Genomic DNA, 20,125 nt, shown 5'->3' with positions numbered 1-20,125 from the left:
CGCCTAATAATAATCACAAGAAAACGCTTGCGCTCTTTTGTCGAACTAGGTAGAATCATCCATAGCGGCCGGACGGAGCTCCGGTCCAATTTGCTCGAAGGAGATCTTACATACCATGAGAAAAAGCATTGGCGTTCACGAAAGACCGCCGCATCTTCAAAGCTTGATGCTGAGCTTCCAGCATCTATTCGCCATGTTTGGCTCAACCGTGCTCGTACCGAACATTCTGAAGGTGGATCCCGCGATCTGCCTGTTGATGAACGGCATCGGCACCTTGCTCTACATTCTGGTGACGAAGGGCAAAATACCGGCTTATCTCGGATCCAGCTTCGCCTTCCTTGGCCCTGCCGGCGCCGTAATCGCAAACGAAGCATCAGGCGGCAGCTATGCCGCTGCGCTGGGCGGCTTCATCGCCGTCGGCGTAATCTTTACGGTCGTTGCTTTTATAATTCAATATACGGGTACAGGCTGGCTAAACGTCGTGTTCCCTCCGGCAGCCATGGGCGCGATCGTCGCGATCATCGGCCTGGAGCTGATTCCGGTCGCGGCCAGGATGTCCGGCTTTATCCCTTACCCGGAAGATCCGCCGACTTGGACGATGGATACCGATGTCGTCATATTGGCCGTATCCACGATGGCGGTCACCGTACTGGGCTCTGTTCTGTTCCGAGGCTTCATGCGCATCATTCCCATCCTGTTCGGCATCATCTTCGGCTATGTGCTGGCTTACTTTATGGGCATGACCGACTTTAGCGGACTGGGTAAGGCTGGCTGGTTAGCCGCACCGACACTCACCTTTCCGGAGTTCCATTGGACCGCCATTATCGCAATCGCTCCGGCAGCCCTGGTCGTCATTGCGGAGCACATCGGCCACCTCATCGTAACCGGCAACATCGTGGAGAAGGATCTGTCCAAGGACCCTGGCTTGCATCGCTCCATGCTTGGCAACGGCATCTCGACCATTCTGTCGGGCTTCGTCGGTTCCACGCCGAACACGACGTACGGCGAAAATATCGGCGTACTTGCGATTACGCGGGTATATTCCACCTTCGTCATCGGCGGCGCGGCCGTAATCGCGATCATCCTGTCCTTCTCGGGCAAGTTCTCCTCCCTCGTGTCCGGCATTCCCGGTCCCGTTATGGGCGGCGTATCGCTTCTGCTCTTCGGCGTCATCGCAGCCTCAGGCCTGCGCATGCTCGTGGAATCCAAAGTAGATTACAGCAAACCGACTAATCTGTTCCTGACAACGGTCGTATTGGTTGTCGGCCTGAGCGGCGTCAAGCTGACTTTCGGCGATGTATCCTTCACCGGCATGGCGCTCGCGACAATCGTCGCGATTTTGCTCAGCCTGCTGTTCAAGCTGTTCGAGGTACTGCGTTTAACGAACGACTCCGAAGCCGGGGGCCACTGATCCGGCACTTCACGTTTTACAGCCAGCACCGGTTTCACTACCGGAAGCTGGCTTTTTTTGTTACGAACCCTTTTACAATATTCCCCTCCAATTCCACGAAACCGAAACATCATCCGTTTGCCAACGTACATAGGGATACACAAACAGGACGAAAGGAGAGTTGCGCATGTCGGGGTTCGGATTATTCGGCATATTTCTCATGTTCGGTTTCTTCTTATTCCTGATTAATATCGCTACGAGCGTATGGGCTTACCTGGATGCAAAGAAGCTGGGCAAGAGCAACGAATACGCGCTGCTGTTGCTGATCGGCACGCTGATATTCCCGGTTGCAGGGCTGATCGTGTATTTGATCATACGAAGAGCCTAGAAGCGCATTATTCATATAGAAGAGGAGGATACGCAACATGCTGCAGCATTACAATGACCGGTTGGCCGAATTAAAAAATCGGCAAAGACAGAAATCGAACTGGACCGCGAGCAGAGAGCAGTTGAAGGAGAGTCTGGCAGACGCCAAAGAGGATCTGGGCAGGCTTGAAGCCTGGCTTCAAGAGGAACAAAGAGACGTCGACCGGCTGAAGAAACTGTCGCTTGGCGGACTATTCTACTCCCTCATCGGCAAAAAACAGGAGAAGCTCTCGGAAGAAGAAGCAGAGCTGCTGCAAGCCAAGCTTCAATATGATGAAGCCTCGGATACGGTATCCGATCTCGAAAAGGAGCTCGCGGATATCGAAGCCAATCTCGCGCCAGTCCGCTATGTCGAGTCCGACATCGAAGCGGCCATGCGAGAGAAGGAAAAACACATCTACGATGCCCATCCTGCCTTGGCGTCGGAGCTAAAGCTGTGGTCTGACGAGGAAGCGGAGACGGAGGCGGACGCCAAGGAGCTGCGCGAGGCCGTTAACGCCGGCCGGTCCGTCATCTCCTCTCTGGATCGCGCCAGCGAACGTCTGCAGTCAGCCAGGAACTGGGGAACCGCGGACATGCTCGGAGGCGGTTTACTTACGACGATGGCCAAACACGGCCATATCGATGATGCCCGCTCGGCGATTCACTCCGCCCAGAGCTCATTGCGTCGATTCGAGAAGGAATTAAAGGACGTTCAGCGCGACGTTGGAATGACGATCGATATTGGCTCCATGATGACTTTCGCGGATTATTTCTTCGACGGTTTCCTGATGGACTGGGTCGTACAGGGCCGTATTAAGGACGCGGCGGAATCCGTGAGGGAGAAACGCGCGCTCATTCGCCGCATTGTTGCGGAGCTGGAAACCGAACTGGGAGCCAAGGATCGAAAGCTGGCGGAATTAAGACGGCGCCAATCCTCTCTTATCGAACAGGCTTAGACGGCTTCATGGAATTCTACCCTATTTATCCCCCGCCAACAGGCCCTTCGGGGCCTTTTTGCATTCCTTCTTCCTTCGCACCGCGGTGTCTTGCATATTTTAGCAGCAAAATGGAATAATAATGCCGATATTCCGGCCAGCGCCAGAAGGAGTTGCCCCTTGCTGGAAAACCTGTTAGTCGTAGTCATTATCGCGATGGCGCTCCTGTTCGCGGATAGGCGCAGCTTCGCACGGTCGGAGCGCGGGACGAAGGTACTGTATATTCTCCTTCTCCTCCCGGCTTCTTACTTGTCCTTATTGTTCATCCTGCAATTGCCTTGGTTCAACATCGGACATCTCACCAAAGCCATGTACGGATGGCCTGCCAGACAAATCGTCGCGCTGCTCAAATAATTCCGCGCGCGGAAAGGGATGTAGCTATGTCGTCCGATCGGTCCACCATCAACTTAAGGCAGCTGGCAGGTCTGTTATGCTGCTACGTGATCGGTTCCGCCATCGTGTTTATCCCCAATCCTCTTACGGCCGCGGCCGGCAATGATGCGTGGATTTCGATGACGCTCGCTTACGGCTTCGGCATCCTCATGTTGACTTGCGTCCTGTACCTTCATAACAGGCACGATGGAGCGAGCGTAATCGCATATAGCCGCAAACTGATCGGACGGACGGCGACCTATCCCGTAGGAATCCTTTATGTCTTGATGCTTTTTTTTGCCGTATGCGCCATTAATGCCAGCATCGGCGATTTTTTCACGAGCGTGATGATGAAGCGGACCCCTCCGTATATTTTTCATTCGATCGGCATGCTGCTATCCGCGCTGACGGCACGTGCAGGCATTCGCATCATGGCCCGCATGTTTTTTTTGCTGTTGTGGCTGATGCTCTTTTTCTCTCTGTTGGTCATGATACTCGCCATTCCCATCTATCAACCGGCAATGCTTCTTCCGTTGTTCGAGAACGGCATCAAGCCCATGCTTCATGGTTTGTTCATCTCGGCCGGGTTCCCGTTTGGAGAGATCGTAATATTCGCGATGCTGCTGCCGTTCGTGCGGCTTCAAACCGGACAATCCTTAAGCAAAGCAATGTACGCGTCCTATTCCTTTTCCGCGCTGATGCTGATCGTGCCGACGCTGTGCACCCTCATGGCATTCGGCCCGGCGGCCGGTTACTTTAATTATTCGCTGTACCGACTAGCCATCGAGATTCACATCGTCGAGCTGTTCCAGCGAATGGAAGCCATAATCGGCATTGCGCTTATTTTGGGCTCATATATGAAAGCGACGCTTCTGCTCTTCATTCTCTACCAATGTCTCATCCAGCTCTTTAACCTAAAGGACGATCATGTATTGATCTATCCCCTCTCGGTGACCTGCATCTTCTTATCGGCCACCATGTTTCAAAGTCCTGCCGACTTTCAGGAGCAAGTCTATACGATTTGGCCGTTCACGGTCATTGTCGTGGGATGCGGACTTATTCTCCTGTTTACCTTGATTACGTGGATCAAGCATCGATATCTTCAAGCGGAACGAGGCGATACTTCTTGACTACGGACAGTCGTACGACCAAGGCTCTTCATGACGACATCACATTTAATCGAGAGAAGCTTGAAGGCGTATTTTCCCGCTGCGGAGACGTACACTTCCAACAATGGAATTATGGCGACGGGTTCGCGTTCCAGGCCGTGTCCGTCTACTGCTCATCGCTCGCCGACTACTCCAGCCACCTCCTCCAGCGTGCTCTGGAAAAAATTCCTGGATACGAGAACGAAGACTGGAATAGCATGACGCCGGAAAAGCTGCGCCGCTGCTTGCAGGTTAATAATGCCTCCCTTCAACCGTTCTCGCTGCTGGAATCATTCGAAAACGTGTACGAGTCTGTCATGCACGGCTTCATTGTCATTTTGTTCGACCAAGTCAATCAAGCGTTAGGATTCCCGACGGAATCGGCAGCCAGAAGGCAAATTACGGAGCCTGTCAACGAACCTGCGGTGCACGGCCCCCGGGAAGGCACGACGGAAGACTTGTCCCTGAATCTGACCTTGCTCAGGAGCCGCATCCGCAATCCGGCGTTTAAGTTCGAATTTCTGCAATCCGGCGCAGTCACAAAGAGCGCGATCTGCTTCGGCTATCTGGACGGGGTCGTAAACCCCGACGTGCTTGCGGAATTCAGGCGGCGAGTCGAATCCATCACGGATTATGAGGTGCTGGAGACCTCCTACATCGATGATTGGATTCAAGAATCGACGTTGTCTCCGTTCCCGCAGGTCCGTTATACGGAGCGGACCGATACGGCCGCCGCGGCCGTGCTGGATGGCAAAATTATCGTGCTCGTGGAAAACTCGCCGATGATCATGATTTGTCCGGCGTTTCTGGTGGATTTTATGGGAACGGCAGAGGATTACTACGTGCGATCCATCTTCTCCTCCTTTATCCGAATGCTGCGTCTGCTCGCGTTCATCATCGCCTTGACGCTGCCCAGTCTCTATATTGCGCTGTCTACCTTCCACCCGGAGCTGATCCCGACCGTGCTGCTCCTGGCGATCGTCGATTCCCGCGAGGGTATCCCGTTTCCCGCCTTCTTCGAAGCGCTCGTCATGGAAGCCTCCTTCGAGCTGCTCCGCGAGGCCGGCATCCGGCTGCCAAGGACGGTCGGATCTGCCGTCAGCATCGTGGGGGCGTTGGTCATCGGACAAGCCGCCATTATGGCGAAGATCGCCTCGCCGATCATGGTGATCGTCGTGGCGCTGACGGGCATCGCCTCCTTCGCGATCCCGCATTACGATCTGGCGATCTCCCTGCGCCTCTTGCGCTTTCCTTACATGATCGCGGCCAGTCTGCTTGGCGGTTACGGGCTGATGGTCGTTTTCCTGTTGACGCTGCTGCATCTCACCAGCCTGCATTCGCTTGGCGAGCCTTATTTAACGTCGATTGCGCCGTTCAAGCCCAGAGATTGGCGCGATCTGTTTATCAGGGTGCCGCTTAAGGTCTTTCTGCGATCCCCGCGCAATCGCAAGCTGCTCCGGTTTGGAGGCAGACGTCCGCATCCCTGACATCGCGTGCAGAAGCGTCTTGCGCCAGATACAACCTCGAATAAGGAGGAGTTCCTATGCCGTCTCATAGCAAAGGAAAAGGATGGCTATCCGCTTGCTGCCTCTGCATGATTCCCTTCCTCCTATCCGGATGCTGGGACAAGCTGGAGATCAACAATTGGGCATTCGTGCAGGCAGCCTCCGTCGACCTGTCCAAGGACGGGCGGCTGCGTCTCACCAGCCAGATCTACAAGCCCGGTTCTACGGAGGCATCCAGCATGTCCCCCTCCACCGGGGCAACGTTCTTCAACATCTCCAGCGAAAACGCCACCGTCTATGGCGCCTCGCTGACGGCGGGCAACGAAACCGGCCGAAAGCTGCAGTGGAGCCATATGGAAACATTGATTATTAGCGAAGCTTTCGCGAGGGATCGCAACATCGGCGAAGTGCTGGATTTTTTCTCACGCTCCAACGAACCGAAGAGCACCTTGGCGATTGCGATCGCCAAGGGCGATGCAAGATCCCATCTGGATGCCAAACCTCTCGTGGAGAACAACGTCGGCACGCAGCTGGCCTCCAGTATCGAGAATGCCCAAATGCTTACGGGAATGTCGTTGTCCGTAAGCCTCAGGGAGCTTAGCATCCTGGCGAAGCAGCGAGAAGCGACGTTCGTTCTTCCTTATCTTCCTTTCACGGGAGCAGGCACCCTCCCCCATACGCCAACCTTGGCGCTGTTCCGATTTCCCGAGGGCAAGCTGATTGACGTCGTGCCGGTCTCGAAGACCCCATTACTGCTCATGATGATGAATCGTTATCGTAACGGTTTCGTCAATATCCCCTGCGGCGAAGACAAAAACAACGGTCAGGGAAGCGAAGCGTTTAAGATCGGGTCTCTCCGCAGCACAATCAAACCTCGGCTGATCAATGACCAGTTGACGGTACATGTTGGCGTGGAGATATCGGGCAGCGTCAAGGAGCTTGTCTGCACCAGCATCGCAACGCAAGGCGACGTGAACAGCTTCACCGACAAAATCGCCGGAAAGCTGGAGAAGCAGCTTGCCTCGACGGCGGCTTACTTGCAGGAACAGGAAGCTGATGTGATCGGGGTAGGCGAACACCTGCACCGCTGGCATAACGGCCAATGGAAAACCTTGCGGCAAAATTGGAGGGAACGCTTCAAGCAAGCAAAATTCGAAATTAACGTGCACGTACGTCTAACTAATACAGGCATCGATGCGGGCCAACCCTTCACTGCCAACGAGCCTTGAATCCCCGGCATACGGCTATATTCGAATATCAAAAGATTCGGAATAGCCGTCTGGCGGTTATGGAAAGATTAGAACGACAATTCTTAATGTGCGTGTTCAAAAAGTTCGGTTATCAGTACCGAGAAGATTGGATGAAGCTAGAACCTGAGGAGCGGAGCGTAGTGGAAGCTACGTGAGCACCGGAAGGTTCGGCTGCATTCAAGATTCGACGTCGAGTAGGCTTCTTGGATTACTTCGTAATGGGAAGCGGACTTTTTGAACAACCTCTAAAAGGAGCGATAGCATGAGCACAGCGGACAAGAAAACCGAAGGAAGAGTAGCCGGAAAAGTAGCGGTCGTTACGGGAGCAGGATCCGGCATTGGCCGGGCAGCCGCGTTGAGGCTTGCGGAACAAGGAGCAAAGGTCGTGCTGGTCGATCTTGTAGACGCGCGTAGCGAAGAGGTCGAAGCGGAAATTGGCGAAAAGGGCGGCGAAGCCCTCTTCGTCGACACGGACGTCTCTGATCCCGCCCGCGTCGAGCAAGCGATGAAGGAGGCGGCCGACAAGTTCGGACGCATCGACATTCTGTTCGCAAACGCGGGCGTAAACGGCACGCTGGCTCCGATCGAGCACATGGAGCCCGAGGACTGGGACAAGACCCTCGACATTAATCTCAAGGGAACGTTCCTGACTGCCAAATATGCCATTCCCCATATGAAGGAGAAAGGCGGCAGCATCGTCATAACCAGCTCCATCAACGGAAGCCGAAAGTTCACCGGCTTCGGCATGTCCGCCTATAGCTCCTCCAAGGCTGGCCAAGTCGCCTTCGCCAAGATGGCGGCGTTGGAGCTTGCGCAATACGGCATTCGCGTCAACGCCATCTGTCCCGGCGCCATCGAGACCAATATCGGCGAGAACACGCACAAGACGCCCGAGGTAGAGGAAATTACGATTCCCGTGAAGTATCCGGAGGGCAATCAGCCTCTGGAACATGGACCCGGCAAGCCGGAGCAAGTCGCCGATCTCGTGCTGTTTCTGGCATCGGACGAGTCCAGCCATATATCCGGCACGGCGATTTATATTGACGGCGTGGAGTCGCTTCTGTAAATGATCGAATAGTCCCGTTCAACTGAACGGGACTATGCTTAACATTACGGGGCGTTCGAAATCCTCATTTCATCGACTACCATGGATGTTCCCGCTCCGCCAATTTCAAACAGGACAATATCAAATTTTTTCTCCGAACTCCACCCTGTAAGAGCTGGGATATTGTATCTAAAACTCCCAGTCTCCAGTGTATCCGCTTGAATGACTTTGTCACCGGTTCCGTCATTGACTTTTAACGCCCATTTAGCGCCATTGGTCAGAGTCGGAACTTGAACAACGAGAATAGGATATCGATTTAAATCGTATTCCACCGCTCTGATCATATTTCCGTTAGGACCACTTACGGCGGAAAGGGTTGTAAGACCGTTCGAAGAGCTTGCAATGGCATTGTTACGGATCGGCCAATCCGCGACATTGCCGAAATCCTCCAGTGTGTAGGCAGGGCTCGATAGTAAATCGACTTTAAAACTCGACCCTGTTGGACCTACGACATATAACAAAATATCAAAGGTTTGTTTGCCGCTCCAACCCGTAATAGACTTCAGGTCATAGGTAAAAGTTCCGGTTTGAGAGGTGTCCGTCTGCACATTGATATCTCCAGAACCTTTGTTCACTTTTAATGCCCATTGGGTCCCGGTCGAAACCTGGGGTACGGTAATCTGCAATAACGGCGAATCCGTCAGATTGGCAGTTACGTTTTTTCTTACAGAACCATAAGGACCGACAGCAGCGGATACTGTAGCTACCCCCGAAGTTGTAGAGATGGATGCATTAAATGGATTCGTCCAGTCCGATACATGATTGAAATCCTCCAGTACTGTTGCAGGGATGGCATGGATCGTGTCGGCTTTTACCCAACCATTAACAGCAAACAGCTTGACTTTAAATGTCTTCGTACCGGACCACCCCGTGATCGCCTTCAAGTCATACGTGAACTCTCCGACCTGGGAGGTGGATGTCTGCAAGTCAATATCCACTCCGCCGTCATTGACTTTTAACGCCCAACTGCCTTGCACTTTATCCACCTTGATCGTCATTTGAGAGAATGCGTCTACGTCATAGGTAACTTGCTTGGCGCCATATCCGTAGTTGAGATTGTTGACGGAATAGTTGAATATCGTACCCGCTCCGCCGATCGCATACATACCTGAATTTACACGTTCGGTCCAGTCTTCCACATTTTTGAAATCTTCCACAGTAGGCATAACATTCGGAACATTCGGCAGGGAGAAGGCGGATGAGTTAAAAGCAAAGTTCGTAGCCGACCCGGAATCAATGCGAACGCCGTTCAACAACCAGGTAAATTCAATAACCGCGCTTGCCATAAACAGACTCGGCCGAACGCCGCCGACGGTCGGATTATTCGAACTGCCAGGAAGAAGCATCTCAGCAAAATCCGGGGCGCGTATCGCATCGCGCAAATTGGCTTCGATAAATTCCTTCGCTTGCTTGTGACCGCTATCATTCAACAGTCCATAAATGGTTAAGGAAGCGTTCGGATATTTCATTGCGCCAAAGCCGCTCATTTGCCCGCTTGGATTATGAATGCTTATAAAATAATCTTTTAACTTGGATAAAGGATTGGATGGCAAGCCATTAACCGCAAGCGCGCTAATTTTAATGTAGTCGCCCCCAAGGCTGACTGGACCCGATATCGTATCATAATATTGATAGATTTGCTGAGGCTCTGCGAAGAACCAGGACTCCATATTTGCAATCATCGATTGTTTTTTAGCTTGCCACATCGTGATGTCGGCTGTTATCCCTAGTTCGTTGGCTATTTTTATAGCAAAATCCACATCGAAAAGCCACGAGGCGACGAAATCCAAATCCCTGGACGTAGGCGGAGTATTGACCCCCTCCATAAACCAGTACGGGTGATCCTCGGCCCAATCGAGATGCCGTTTTAGTTTAGGGTATACGGTCTGCAGTTTGTTCAAATCGTTCGTATTTTTATAAAGCATCCATGCTGTCTGAGCTTTTCGAGTCGGCAAAGATTCTCCTGCAAGCGCTCCGTTTGAATCGACCAGACTCATTAAGCCCAAATAGGCGTTCCATGCTTCTGCAGGCATCATGTAAGAAAGAAACTGGTAACCGAACAGGCTCTCCCATTGCGCCGATCCCGGATTGCGCGGCTCGCCGAAATTCCATAAGGAAGGCTTGCCCGTCATCATTTGCGGATAGGGGAAAGAGGCAGCATTTTCCGGTAGCGCTTTCATGTAATTTTGCAAATAAAACGTCCAGGCCTTGTAATAGCTATCGCGATGCTGCTGAGCGGTTACCCCATAGGGGTTAACCGTGGAGAATCCCCAGACAGAAGGCAGCGGCGCTTTCCGGAGTTGCGTGTCCATATAGGCTTTGGCAGCCGTTAATCGATCGGTTACTTTAAGGGCAAACACATCTTTAGCACGAGAGATGGCTACGGTACTGCCTTCGGATGAGGAGGCAACGCCTATGCTAACCGCCATCCTCCCGCCTGAATTAAAATGCTTTCTAAAGCTCCATGTAGATGCTCCAAGAACAGGGACCTCATTTAAAGCTACCGGGGTTGTATCCGCAGTCAGGCCAATAAAATGAACGGCATAATAATAGTTGGCATCCGATACTAGCAGGACACGGTTGGTGCTGTCCCATTGTGCGCCGCCCGAGCCGGTGATCGTCCCTCTTACGAGAACATCATTGGGGACGCCCGAATTATTTTGGAGATAACGGACAAATGTGCCATTGTCATCCACAAAAAAATCGTAGCCGCTTAAGGATTGGTTGACCAAGCCGGAGTAAGTTGCATTAAAATCGATTTTGTAAGGATACCAAGTAGATTGAACGGTGCCGGCCGGGTTTCCGTTCGTTCCGGTAGCTACCAATCTTGTATTCACTACGGAAGGCCATTTGAAAGTGGATGATTGGAACCATCCGCCCAAATGAGCCGCTAATTCTCCATCCAATGCCCCCGGCGGCGTTGATGAGTCGCCCATGTTGGCGTTCAAAGATAGGCGGCTCCCCGGATAACTAAGCCAGCGGGGTTGTTGAGCGCTGCTGTCCGCAATACTGTCGCTGTTAAAAGCAGCGTCTCCCGCCATCTCCACATTACCAATCAGTGCAGCATGAGCTTTCATAGGTCCAAAGGAACTTTCGAGCAATGTTGCAAGAATCGCGAATACCAGGAAATACAGACCCGACTTTTTGGTTTTCCGCATCATTTCATGCTCCTCCCTATAGATTAAGATTTCATCCCGTTCAATCACCCTCGGCAGATGAAAAAACACAGTCAGCAGCGAGTCGCAAAACACACATCTCAGTAATTGCGACATCACCGCTGACTTTTAGGTGTACCTGTTATACTTCAATGAAGCTTTGACTGACGATACGCAGTTGATTGATCGTAATGGAAGCGCCCGGCTCGCCGATGACAAATATTTTGATCATGAACTCCTTCTCCCCGGTCCAGCCTAACATTGGTCCAAAAGTAGTCAGCTTGTAGTTGAAAGTACCAGCTGATCCGTCCTCCGGCTTCAGGGCCTGATCAACTCCAATGTCTAAGTTTTCGATTTTTACCGTCCAGTTGTTCACTGCCGCGGAGGTACGAATCTGCAGAATCGGCGTTTCATCCACATTCACTTTTACTTTCACTTTCGTGTAAAAATGTTGCCATGCCGGATCCGCCAAATCTGTTGTCGTTAATCGAATGCCATCCGCTCCGCCGTTTACCTGCTCGACTTTAATACCTCCTGGATTGAAGGAATATCCGTATTCCCACTGCTGCAAGTCTGTGAAGTCCGCTTGCCAGCCTAAACCTTCGGCCAGCACCGTCACTGGGAACGTCTTCGTCAACGAATGATACCCGGCCTTTGACAACGTCAACGTAACATTCGCTTCTCCCTCGGATATGCCGCTGATCAACAGTTCCCCGTCTTGTACGGTTGCCCGAACGATAGCGCTGTCGCTAGATAACGGAGCAATCGTTACGTCGCCTGGAACAGCAACAACCTGCACTCGTTTGCTCGCATCGACCGAAACATACTGCGGCGAAATATCGCCAACCGTAATAGCCGACGCGTTGTTGTCGAGATAGGTCTGGCTAACCATACGCAGCTGATCGATCGTAATGGAAGCGCCCGACCCGCCGACAAGATAAATCTTGACGAAAAATTCCTGCTCCCCGGTCCAACTATTCATCTGTCCATACTGTTTCAGATTGTAGTTGAATGTGCCTTCCGATCCGTCCTCCCCTTTTAAGGCCTGCTCCTCTCCGAATTCGCTGGTCCCGATTTTTACCGTCCAATTTTTTGATGCGTCGGAGGTCCGAATTTGCAGGATCGGCGTTTCATCCACGTTTACCTTTATTTTTGTGTAGAACGGTTGCCAGGTCGGATTCGCCTGATCGGTCATGGTTAGTTTAACGCCGCCCGCTCCGCCATCCATTTGCACGACATCAAGGCCGCCGGGGTTCGAGGAATATCCGGCATTCCACCGCTGCAAGTCTGTAAAGTCCGCTTGCCAGCCTAAGCCTTTGGCGAATACCGTGACTGGAAATGTCTTCGTTGCGGACTGATAGCCCGTCTTCGACAACGTTAACGAAATAGTCGCATTGCCTTCTGATACACCTATGATCGACAATTCCCCGTCTTGCACGGTTGCCTGAACGATAGCGCTGTCGCTTGATACCGGAACAATCGTTACATCTTCCGGAACAGCAACAACCTGCACCCGCTTGCTCGCATCGATCGAAACATACTGAGCCGCAATATCGGCAACAGTGACATCCGGAATGCTGACGTTCACATGAAAGGAGAGACTCCGATCCCCATAAAATTCTTTCTTCAATTGAATGGTTATCGTTGTCGTCCCTTCGCTTAGCGCTTGCAGCTTCAACTGATTCCCCGCCATCTGAGCGGTGGCGATCTCCGGATGTTCCGAGGTCAATTCATAGCTGACAAACCCCGGGGTAGTCCGTAACGAAATCATTGTATCCGTATAAGCTTCTACTTCGTAGTCGGCAATGCTTTGCATCGTGATCTCGGGCTTGCTCATCAGCTCCAACGTATCGAAGATTACCCGTCCGCCCAACTGCGAAGCGTAGATCCGCAGCTTGAATGTCTGCTGCCCCGTCCAGCCCGTCAATGCCTCCAAGTCATAGAGGTAATCGCCTGTTCCTTGTCCGATCTCTCTTACAACCACTTCTTCATTGCTTTCGTTGATCAAGCTGATCCCCCAACGAGCGCCAGCCTCTACAACAGCGAGCTTTAGCAGTTGGACCGTACCGGAATCGGCTTCAATTACCGTTTCGATGTAGTTGTTCTGCAACACGTCGAGCTGCAGCTTGCCACCGGCCTCGTTCACGTTTAACTTTCCGCGATCCCAAGTCCATGCATCCAAACCTGCCTGTTCATGCTGCCATCCTGTCGCTGCGGAAACACCCACATTGAAAGTTCGGATCGTATCCGAATAGCCATTTCGACTGGAAACAACGGTAATAACAGCATTTCCGGCAGAGAGGCCTGTCACAGTAAGTACGTTGTCAACCAACTCGACTGCCGCTGTCGTATTTTTGCTGCTCGCAACATGATAAGTGACCGCGTCTTGCAATTGGAGTCTCACTTGTTCGCCAACGACAATGATTTGATCCTTGAGCGGCGATTCCGTTATTGCCGGCAAATGAACGGGCCTATGATCAGGCGCATCAATAACGGCAGATGTGCCGCCCATCCAAGATCCCGACAAATTGATTTGCTTCTTGGAAGCGTCCAGTTTGTAGTTCAGCGTCGATCCATCCAATAAAATATTGGATACTTCACCGTCGGCCTCAAACAAGTTCGTAAACATCGGTTTGCCCATATCCATACGGTAGCCGTTACGCTGAAGCACGTTATCGACGAGCATAGTAGCTCCAAAAGAGGATGGACGTACGCCTTGCGGATATGGCACTCCCGGTACCGAATATTGTTCGGCGAAGAAATGGGCTTTGGTCACATCCCTTATCATGGTTTCAATAATCATTTTTGCGTCTTCTATTAAACCGTTGTCAATTAAACCGTATGTCAAATAACCAACATCCGGATGCTTCGGGATAAACAACCCTGCAAATGGTGCTTCCGGGTTCATATTAGCTTTCAGACGATTAAATAAACTGTCACGCAAAGTCGGGTCTAAATCGGTAATATACATTCCCGTGGAGGTCCAAAGCGGGTTGCCCGGCGTGAATTCGCCATTTACCACATTGTAATATTGGTACGGCACTCCATCCTTCCAAAAGGTCGTTGTATATTTTTTGTATAACTCCTTATATCTATCTTCCCAGAAGTCAATCTTGTCGGTGTACCCTAATATGCGAGAAATTTCGATTGCGAATTCGATATCCTTAAGTGCAGAGACTGCAAATTCCGCGTCAATGACATCCGGATTGTCGACGCCGGGCATAATCCAACGAAGATGATCAATTCTCCACAAGAGATACCGCTCTAAAGCGGGGTAAATCTCTTCCAAAGAATCCGCATCCTTGGATATATTATAAAGGATGAGCGCTGTTTGAGCTTTTCTGGAAGGCAAGCTTTCCCCTGCCATAAGTCCGTCGTCATCCACCAGGGACATCATCCCTTTAAACGCATCCCATGCCAGTTCGACGTCAATGTATGCATACTGTTGAATCGACAGCAAGCTTTCCCACGAAGCGGAATACGCCGCTTTTTGATCGCCATGTCCCCAGAGCGAAGCCTTCCCTGTCACGATTTGCGGATAGTTAAAGTCGACTTCGGGAGCAGCAGCCAAAATATTCGAAGCGGTAAACACCCAAGCTTTGTAATATTCCTGTTCAATCTGTTCGAATGTGACGCCTTGCGGATCAACATGTTCCAGTTCGAACTTACCCGGTTTAGGTACTTTGGCGAGATATTGATTCCAATTATCCAATCGTTCCTTAAATTTAAGATCGCGATCGTTGTTCACAAAAGGATTGCGAACGGCTTCCATAATACTAACCTCGCTGTCCGCTGACGTTCCAATACTGAATGCTGCGGATAATCCGCCAGGCGGCAACGTATGAAGTTCGAAATCCATCAGCCAGTACCCTTTGCCATGGGGTTGCGATGAGCCGTTGTCAATCAGCATATCCGCATAACTTTCGAAATATCGAATACCGTTAGAAGGCTGTTGCCCGAAGGAAATCGCATACTGCTGATCCTGCAAGGTTGTCCCCGTTGATACGTATAAGGTATTTATATCTTCATTCCATTGGGTATCCCCTTTGTATTGCCCAAACAAAGAGATGGAATTGCTAGTACCGTTTCGATTTGCTTTAATGGTTCGAACAACCGTGTTCTCGTCATAGAAGAAGTCTGACCCTTCCAGTCGCAGACCGCTATTGTAGTCCGCCCCGAAGGTTAGCTCATGCGGCGCCCATGTTGTCGTATAGTCGCTCGCTTCCGCTAATGTCGATTGAATCTCGACAATCTCCAACGTATCTATTTTGAGATAGCTGCCCTTGCCCACCTGGAAAATGCGCATCAATACATCCTTCTCGCCTGTCCAGTCCGGAACCATCTTGGCAATATCAATAGTTTCCGTTCCGTCAGCCGAGCTCTCCGTGCGTAATACCCGTTCATCTCCACGGTCGCCTTTGCTCAAGTCGTAGATCTTAATGGCCCAAGCTCCCGTCGTTTCTGTATGAAGCTGTAGTAATGGTTTCTTATCCAAATCTATGGCTATCGATTCGCTTGTTAGAAACTGCCAGGGGTATGTCGCATCGTTTTTTACAGACAATTGCATATAATCCGAATTGAAGTCAACAATGGCATCCTCGGGATATTCAAACTCGCTAATTCGCCATTTGTCCGGATCGTTAAAGCTTGCCGACCATATCGTGTCGACGGCCTGATCCGTATGCGACTTATCGAAGATTCCCATTACGTTCGGCAAGGAATACCCCTTGTAATTCGTTGGCCATGGGCTAAGAAATCCTATATTTAAGGGAAGGATTGGGCTGTTGCTGTAATGCGCCTGCGTCGTCTGATCCGGCTGATGAAAGTCAAAAGGATTGACGACAATCCTGCTTTGCGGCACACTCATCCAACGACGCTGCTGCGGACTATCCTCTTCTATTAACTGCTGACTTAGCATTGGATCTATTGGATCGGTAGGATCAGTTGGGTTTGTTGGATTAGAGCCACCCCCGCCTGGGGCAGTCGATCCCGCTTGATTCGTTAAGTTTTGGGATGTTACGTCCTTACCCGCAATCTTCACGCTTATACCTGGAGCGATAATGATCTTGCCGGGTTGATTATCCATCACCACTCCGCCAGCTTGAATATCGGCATTGTCTATCCAATTGGCTCCTGTTATTGTTATTGAAGCTTGTGCGATAAATTGCCCCACCCTTGATTGTTTATCGAGATGGAGCTCGCTCCCTGCTCCCTTGTTACCGAGAACCATATCGTTCACCTTGGAGTTGATTAAGCTAATGTTTGCGGGTTTCGCCAGATCCAGGGTGTCAATGACACTGTTCTCCGCAACGACTTTCATTTGCTCCTTGTTTACGATAACCTTGCCTTTAATTTGAGAATTGGCAATAGATATGCCTTCAAGCCCACCGCCGTTGATGATAATATTTCCTTCTACCTCGACCCCGTCCAGTGTGACGACACCGGCATCGACTCCAACCGTAAGATAGAGATCGCCTTTTATTTTCATGTTGGAAAGAACAACATGATTGCCATTAATGATGACGCTTTTTTGGTAGTCTCCTGAATATGTACCTCCATCGCTAATCAATTCATCTACGACATTATCAAAGATTTGAAAGGCTTCCGCACGGGTTAAGCGACCCTTGGGGTCGAATTTATTTCCGATCTTCCCCTTGATATAGCCTTTCCCTTGCATGGCTTGTACCGCTTGACGACTCCAATCGGCAATAAGCGCTGCATCGGCAAACTTCTGAGACTGTGATTTGTCGCTTGCTTGCAATTGAAATACCCGGGAATAAATGACCGCGGCTTCCTCGCGGCTAATAAAATCGAGCGGTCTGGCATGTCCGCTCGCATCGCCCAATATAAGTCCGGCAGCATACGCCTTCGAAAAGTCGGAAGCATACCAGGCATTGGAAGGTACATCGGTAAATGGCTTATTGCTCGTTTCTTTCAGGTTCAATATGCGTACGATAAAGCTGGCTAATTCCGCCCTGGTCATTGGATGATCAGGCTTATACGACTGTTTGGAATCTCCTCGGATGATCCCCTTATCTATCCATTTTGTCATTGCCCGTTGTGCCCAATGATTTTCCAATTCCGATTTCTGCGCTGAGACCAAACTCGGATAGGAAAACAAAAGACATGCGATAACAAGTAATGAAATAGGCCTGCTTAATCTCTTAAACCTAAACATAGAATCCCCTCCCTTTCTTCAAATCGATGATTAACTCGGCAAACCAATATTGAAACCGTTTATTATAAGCTGCTCCACAGTATCCATAGGTTGCATAGAACACTTAATCGTAACGCTCTCCCCTGGGAAAATATAAAGATAGTTATGATCAAATGATGTAAACCTGGAAGCTTCTTTTTCTTGAATCATCACGCCTACTGCTGTAATATCAGAGATGTTCCGAATCTGCAGTTGCTCTTCTCTCATAAGTTCCACGACTAACGATGCTTTAGGCAGCTGTCGCAGCGGTCGATAAGGGGAGAGCAAGTCCAAAGAGTACAGGTACGTGTTGGAGCTGACAACCGTATTCCCTTTATCCCGTACTTGCAATCTCAAGAAAAAGAGGGAGTACGGAGCTTCTGCGACAATCCAATCCAGCTCGCCTGCTTGCGTTGCAAGTTGTTCGGAAGTACAGGTAAACCGCTCTTGCTTATAAACCGTGCCATCGATCCCTACAATTTCGGCCTGCACATCAAAGGTCTGTCCGTTTGTTCCAAGCTCATCGTGCAAGTACAATTGACAGCTGAAACGCTCGCCTTCGCTAAAATTGACCTTGTCGTACTTCGCCGAAATATGGAGCGGGGAAAATGCGTTTTTAACGGCATAATAAGCGGGTTTAACCATCCCGTCATATTCGATTACAGATGTGTTCGAGTTGTTGGCAAAGGGTTCATTTCCCATCCAGATAATAAAACCGGATGCGTATGGCTCCCTTCTCCGAGTTGCTTCGATCGCATAACGAAGCGATTCCATCTGCACGTACCGGCTGGCTTGACTATATATTTGCAATTCATTATGATCCCGACTCCACTCGCCGAATAATCTGTTTAACTGCTCCCATTGAATCCACCATGCCCCCCGATGAACCCAATACGGATTTTCCTTTGTTGGAGGCCAAGCCGAACAGCCTATCGCATATTTCTCGATATTTTCCGCTCTTGAAATACCGGGGGTGCCCATCTCGGACAGCAATAGAGAGTCGTCCTTGTTAAAAAATTCGTAGTGGTCCGATTCCAAATATAACCAGGGTCCATGCACATCATGATGAAGCCCGTTGCCCATATGTTTGACATTAGCATTAAAGCTTGGGCCGGAGGCGCTTGTCGGCAAAAATCCACGGCCAGGATCAAACTCCTCGACAACTTTTTTTAGTCTCGCAATATTTGCATGTCTCTCATCGACAGGCTTGAACCCTTCCCACATGAGCTCGTTGCCCCCGCACCAGATGACAAGACTTGGATGCGATCTTTTTTCCTTAATGGCATAAATGGCCACTTGCTCCAAATCATCGAGAAACTTGGAATCATCCGGCGGTGTATTGTTGATTCCGCTGGAGGATTGCAATAATTCCTGCCACACCATAAGTCCATTGGCATCACAATATTGATAAAAATCTTGTTTTTCAATAATGGCGCCGCCCCAGATCCGCAAAATATTTACATTCATATCTTTAAACCGGCCAAGATAGTTGGCATATTCGTCCGCCTTGACATCTCCATAAAAAGGGCGAATAGGCACCCAGTTAACGCCTTTCATAAAGATCGATCTGCCATTGATTACGAGCGTATAAGGTAGAGCGCTTTCAGGGGAATTCGGATTATTAATAAATTCCACTTTACGGAACCCGATGAGTTTCATATCATGGCATATGGAATGGCTATCATTCGCGATATCGATTTCAACTTTATACAGAGGTTGATTTCCGTACCCGTTAGGCCACCATAATGCAATGTCAGCCACTGCAAGTTCGTATTCAATGCAACCCTTCCCGCATTCAAGCTCCTTTGTGTGAACGGCAATCTCCTTCTGTTCGCCTTGGTCTGTCATGACCTTGTAAGAGATTGTATAAGGGCCCCGTCGCTGAACGGTCACTTCCGTACGAAATCGCACATGGCCGTCGATCATGTTGTCCCCTACCATCGCATTGGGGTAGAAATCATTGATCTTGACCTCGCTGTAAGTTTGAAGATACACGTCTTTCCAAATACCGACCGGGACAATTCTCGGACACCAATCCCAGGCATAGTTGAAGCGAGATTTCAGCTTTCGAATTTGATTGGAATAACCGAATTGTCCGTCAATATCCGGCGCGGCATGAAAGACGACTAACAATCGGTTGGATCCATTTGTACGGATCCGGTCTGTTATATCCAGTCTCACGGGGATAAACATGCCTTCAAAACCCGCAACTTTGCTCCCATTGAGATAAATTTCTCCGGAGTAATCCAATCCTTCGAATACGAGTTCGCATCGCTCTTGCAGCCAGTCATCGGATATGCTGAAATTCGTTTCATATACCCATTCCCTGTTATCAACCCACTCGCCGTCCAAGCTGGCCAATCCTACATTGGGGTCCTTCAGCCACCCGTTCGCCATTAAATCCGTTTGCACACTGCCGGGGATACTTGCTTTCATATGTCCAATAGCAGGAATGATCTCATGACCGAGTTCCATGGACTCATATAGTCGCCATTGGTTTTTGTAAAAGCCCATTAATCCCCATTCACATTCATTTAAAGATACGGTGTTAGTCAGCTTTTACACTCCCAATCCTTGAAGTCTCTATGATCGAATACATTT

The 20,125-nt window shown here is 50.3% G+C and carries 11 protein-coding genes; 8 read left to right on the top strand and 3 right to left on the bottom strand.

The window, feature by feature from the left end:
* The first annotated feature begins 115 nt into the window (after positions 1 to 115).
* The 8 genes from uraA (at position 116) to KJW29_RS00435 (ending at position 8,134) form a co-directional block, all read left to right on the top strand.
* A complete protein-coding gene (gene uraA, locus KJW29_RS00470; protein WP_214628344.1) occupies positions 116 to 1,411 on the top strand; it encodes a uracil permease in 1,296 nt (431 codons plus the stop codon).
* A 166-nt stretch (positions 1,412 to 1,577) separates the two neighbouring features.
* Complete coding sequence (locus KJW29_RS00465) at positions 1,578 to 1,778, top strand: hypothetical protein (RefSeq protein ID WP_087566319.1); 201 nt, start codon at positions 1,578 to 1,580, stop codon at positions 1,776 to 1,778.
* Between the two features lie 37 nt (positions 1,779 to 1,815).
* A complete protein-coding gene (locus KJW29_RS00460; protein ID WP_214628343.1) occupies positions 1,816 to 2,754 on the top strand; it encodes a coiled-coil domain-containing protein in 939 nt (312 codons plus the stop codon).
* Between the two features lie 159 nt (positions 2,755 to 2,913).
* Positions 2,914 to 3,147, top strand: coding sequence for a hypothetical protein (locus tag KJW29_RS00455; protein WP_214628342.1), 234 nt, complete (start codon positions 2,914 to 2,916; stop codon positions 3,145 to 3,147).
* A gap of 26 nt (positions 3,148 to 3,173) precedes the next feature.
* Positions 3,174 to 4,295: a GerAB/ArcD/ProY family transporter gene (locus tag KJW29_RS00450; RefSeq protein ID WP_214628341.1), complete on the top strand. Its 1,122-nt coding sequence runs from the start codon at positions 3,174 to 3,176 to the stop codon at positions 4,293 to 4,295.
* A complete protein-coding gene (locus KJW29_RS00445; protein WP_246608525.1) occupies positions 4,292 to 5,800 on the top strand; it encodes a spore germination protein in 1,509 nt (502 codons plus the stop codon). The genes KJW29_RS00450 and KJW29_RS00445 overlap by 4 nt, the downstream gene beginning before the upstream one ends.
* Positions 5,801 to 5,856: 56 nt before the next feature.
* Positions 5,857 to 7,047, top strand: coding sequence for a Ger(x)C family spore germination protein (locus tag KJW29_RS00440; RefSeq protein WP_214628339.1), 1,191 nt, complete (start codon positions 5,857 to 5,859; stop codon positions 7,045 to 7,047).
* A 283-nt stretch (positions 7,048 to 7,330) separates the two neighbouring features.
* Positions 7,331 to 8,134 carry an SDR family oxidoreductase gene (locus KJW29_RS00435; RefSeq protein WP_214628338.1) on the top strand — a complete coding sequence of 268 codons (804 nt, stop codon included), beginning with the start codon at positions 7,331 to 7,333 and terminating at the stop codon, positions 8,132 to 8,134.
* Positions 8,135 to 8,178: 44 nt separating this feature from the next.
* Here KJW29_RS00435 and KJW29_RS00430 read toward each other — a convergent pair whose 3' ends face one another.
* The 3 genes from KJW29_RS00430 to KJW29_RS00420 form a co-directional block, all read right to left on the bottom strand.
* Positions 8,179 to 11,334 (bottom strand): hypothetical protein, encoded by a 3,156-nt coding sequence (locus KJW29_RS00430; RefSeq protein ID WP_214628337.1) that lies wholly within the window; start codon positions 11,332 to 11,334, stop codon positions 8,179 to 8,181.
* A gap of 136 nt (positions 11,335 to 11,470) precedes the next feature.
* Positions 11,471 to 17,506 carry an S-layer homology domain-containing protein gene (locus KJW29_RS00425; RefSeq protein WP_281426306.1) on the bottom strand — a complete coding sequence of 2,012 codons (6,036 nt, stop codon included), beginning with the start codon at positions 17,504 to 17,506 and terminating at the stop codon, positions 11,471 to 11,473.
* 30 nt (positions 17,507 to 17,536) lie between these two features.
* Positions 17,537 to 19,999 carry a glycoside hydrolase family 2 protein gene (locus KJW29_RS00420; protein ID WP_214628335.1) on the bottom strand — a complete coding sequence of 821 codons (2,463 nt, stop codon included), beginning with the start codon at positions 19,997 to 19,999 and terminating at the stop codon, positions 17,537 to 17,539.
* Positions 20,000 to 20,125 lie beyond the last annotated feature (126 nt).

Origin of the sequence: Paenibacillus agaridevorans, assembly GCF_018604145.1 — a bacterium.
Lineage (GTDB): Bacteria > Bacillota > Bacilli > Paenibacillales > Paenibacillaceae > Pristimantibacillus > Pristimantibacillus agaridevorans.
The sequence above is the reverse complement of the archived record's forward strand: the minus strand, read 5'-3'. Positions and strand labels throughout refer to the sequence as shown.

Bases quoted from the DNA above. Each gene is read 5' to 3' on its own strand.
- KJW29_RS00435 (WP_214628338.1), top strand. From the start codon at position 7,331: ATGAGCACAGCGGACAAGAAAACCGAAGGAAGAGTAGCCGGAAAAGTA.
- KJW29_RS00465 (WP_087566319.1), top strand. From the start codon at position 1,578: ATGTCGGGGTTCGGATTATTCGGCATATTTCTCATGTTCGGTTTCTTC.
- KJW29_RS00460 (WP_214628343.1), top strand. From the start codon at position 1,816: ATGCTGCAGCATTACAATGACCGGTTGGCCGAATTAAAAAATCGGCAA.
- uraA (WP_214628344.1), top strand. From the start codon at position 116: ATGAGAAAAAGCATTGGCGTTCACGAAAGACCGCCGCATCTTCAAAGC.
- KJW29_RS00440 (WP_214628339.1), top strand. From the start codon at position 5,857: ATGCCGTCTCATAGCAAAGGAAAAGGATGGCTATCCGCTTGCTGCCTC.
- KJW29_RS00430 (WP_214628337.1), bottom strand. From the start codon at position 11,334: ATGATGCGGAAAACCAAAAAGTCGGGTCTGTATTTCCTGGTATTCGCG.
- KJW29_RS00420 (WP_214628335.1), bottom strand. From the start codon at position 19,999: ATGGAACTCGGTCATGAGATCATTCCTGCTATTGGACATATGAAAGCA.
- KJW29_RS00425 (WP_281426306.1), bottom strand. From the start codon at position 17,506: ATGTTTAGGTTTAAGAGATTAAGCAGGCCTATTTCATTACTTGTTATC.
- KJW29_RS00450 (WP_214628341.1), top strand. From the start codon at position 3,174: ATGTCGTCCGATCGGTCCACCATCAACTTAAGGCAGCTGGCAGGTCTG.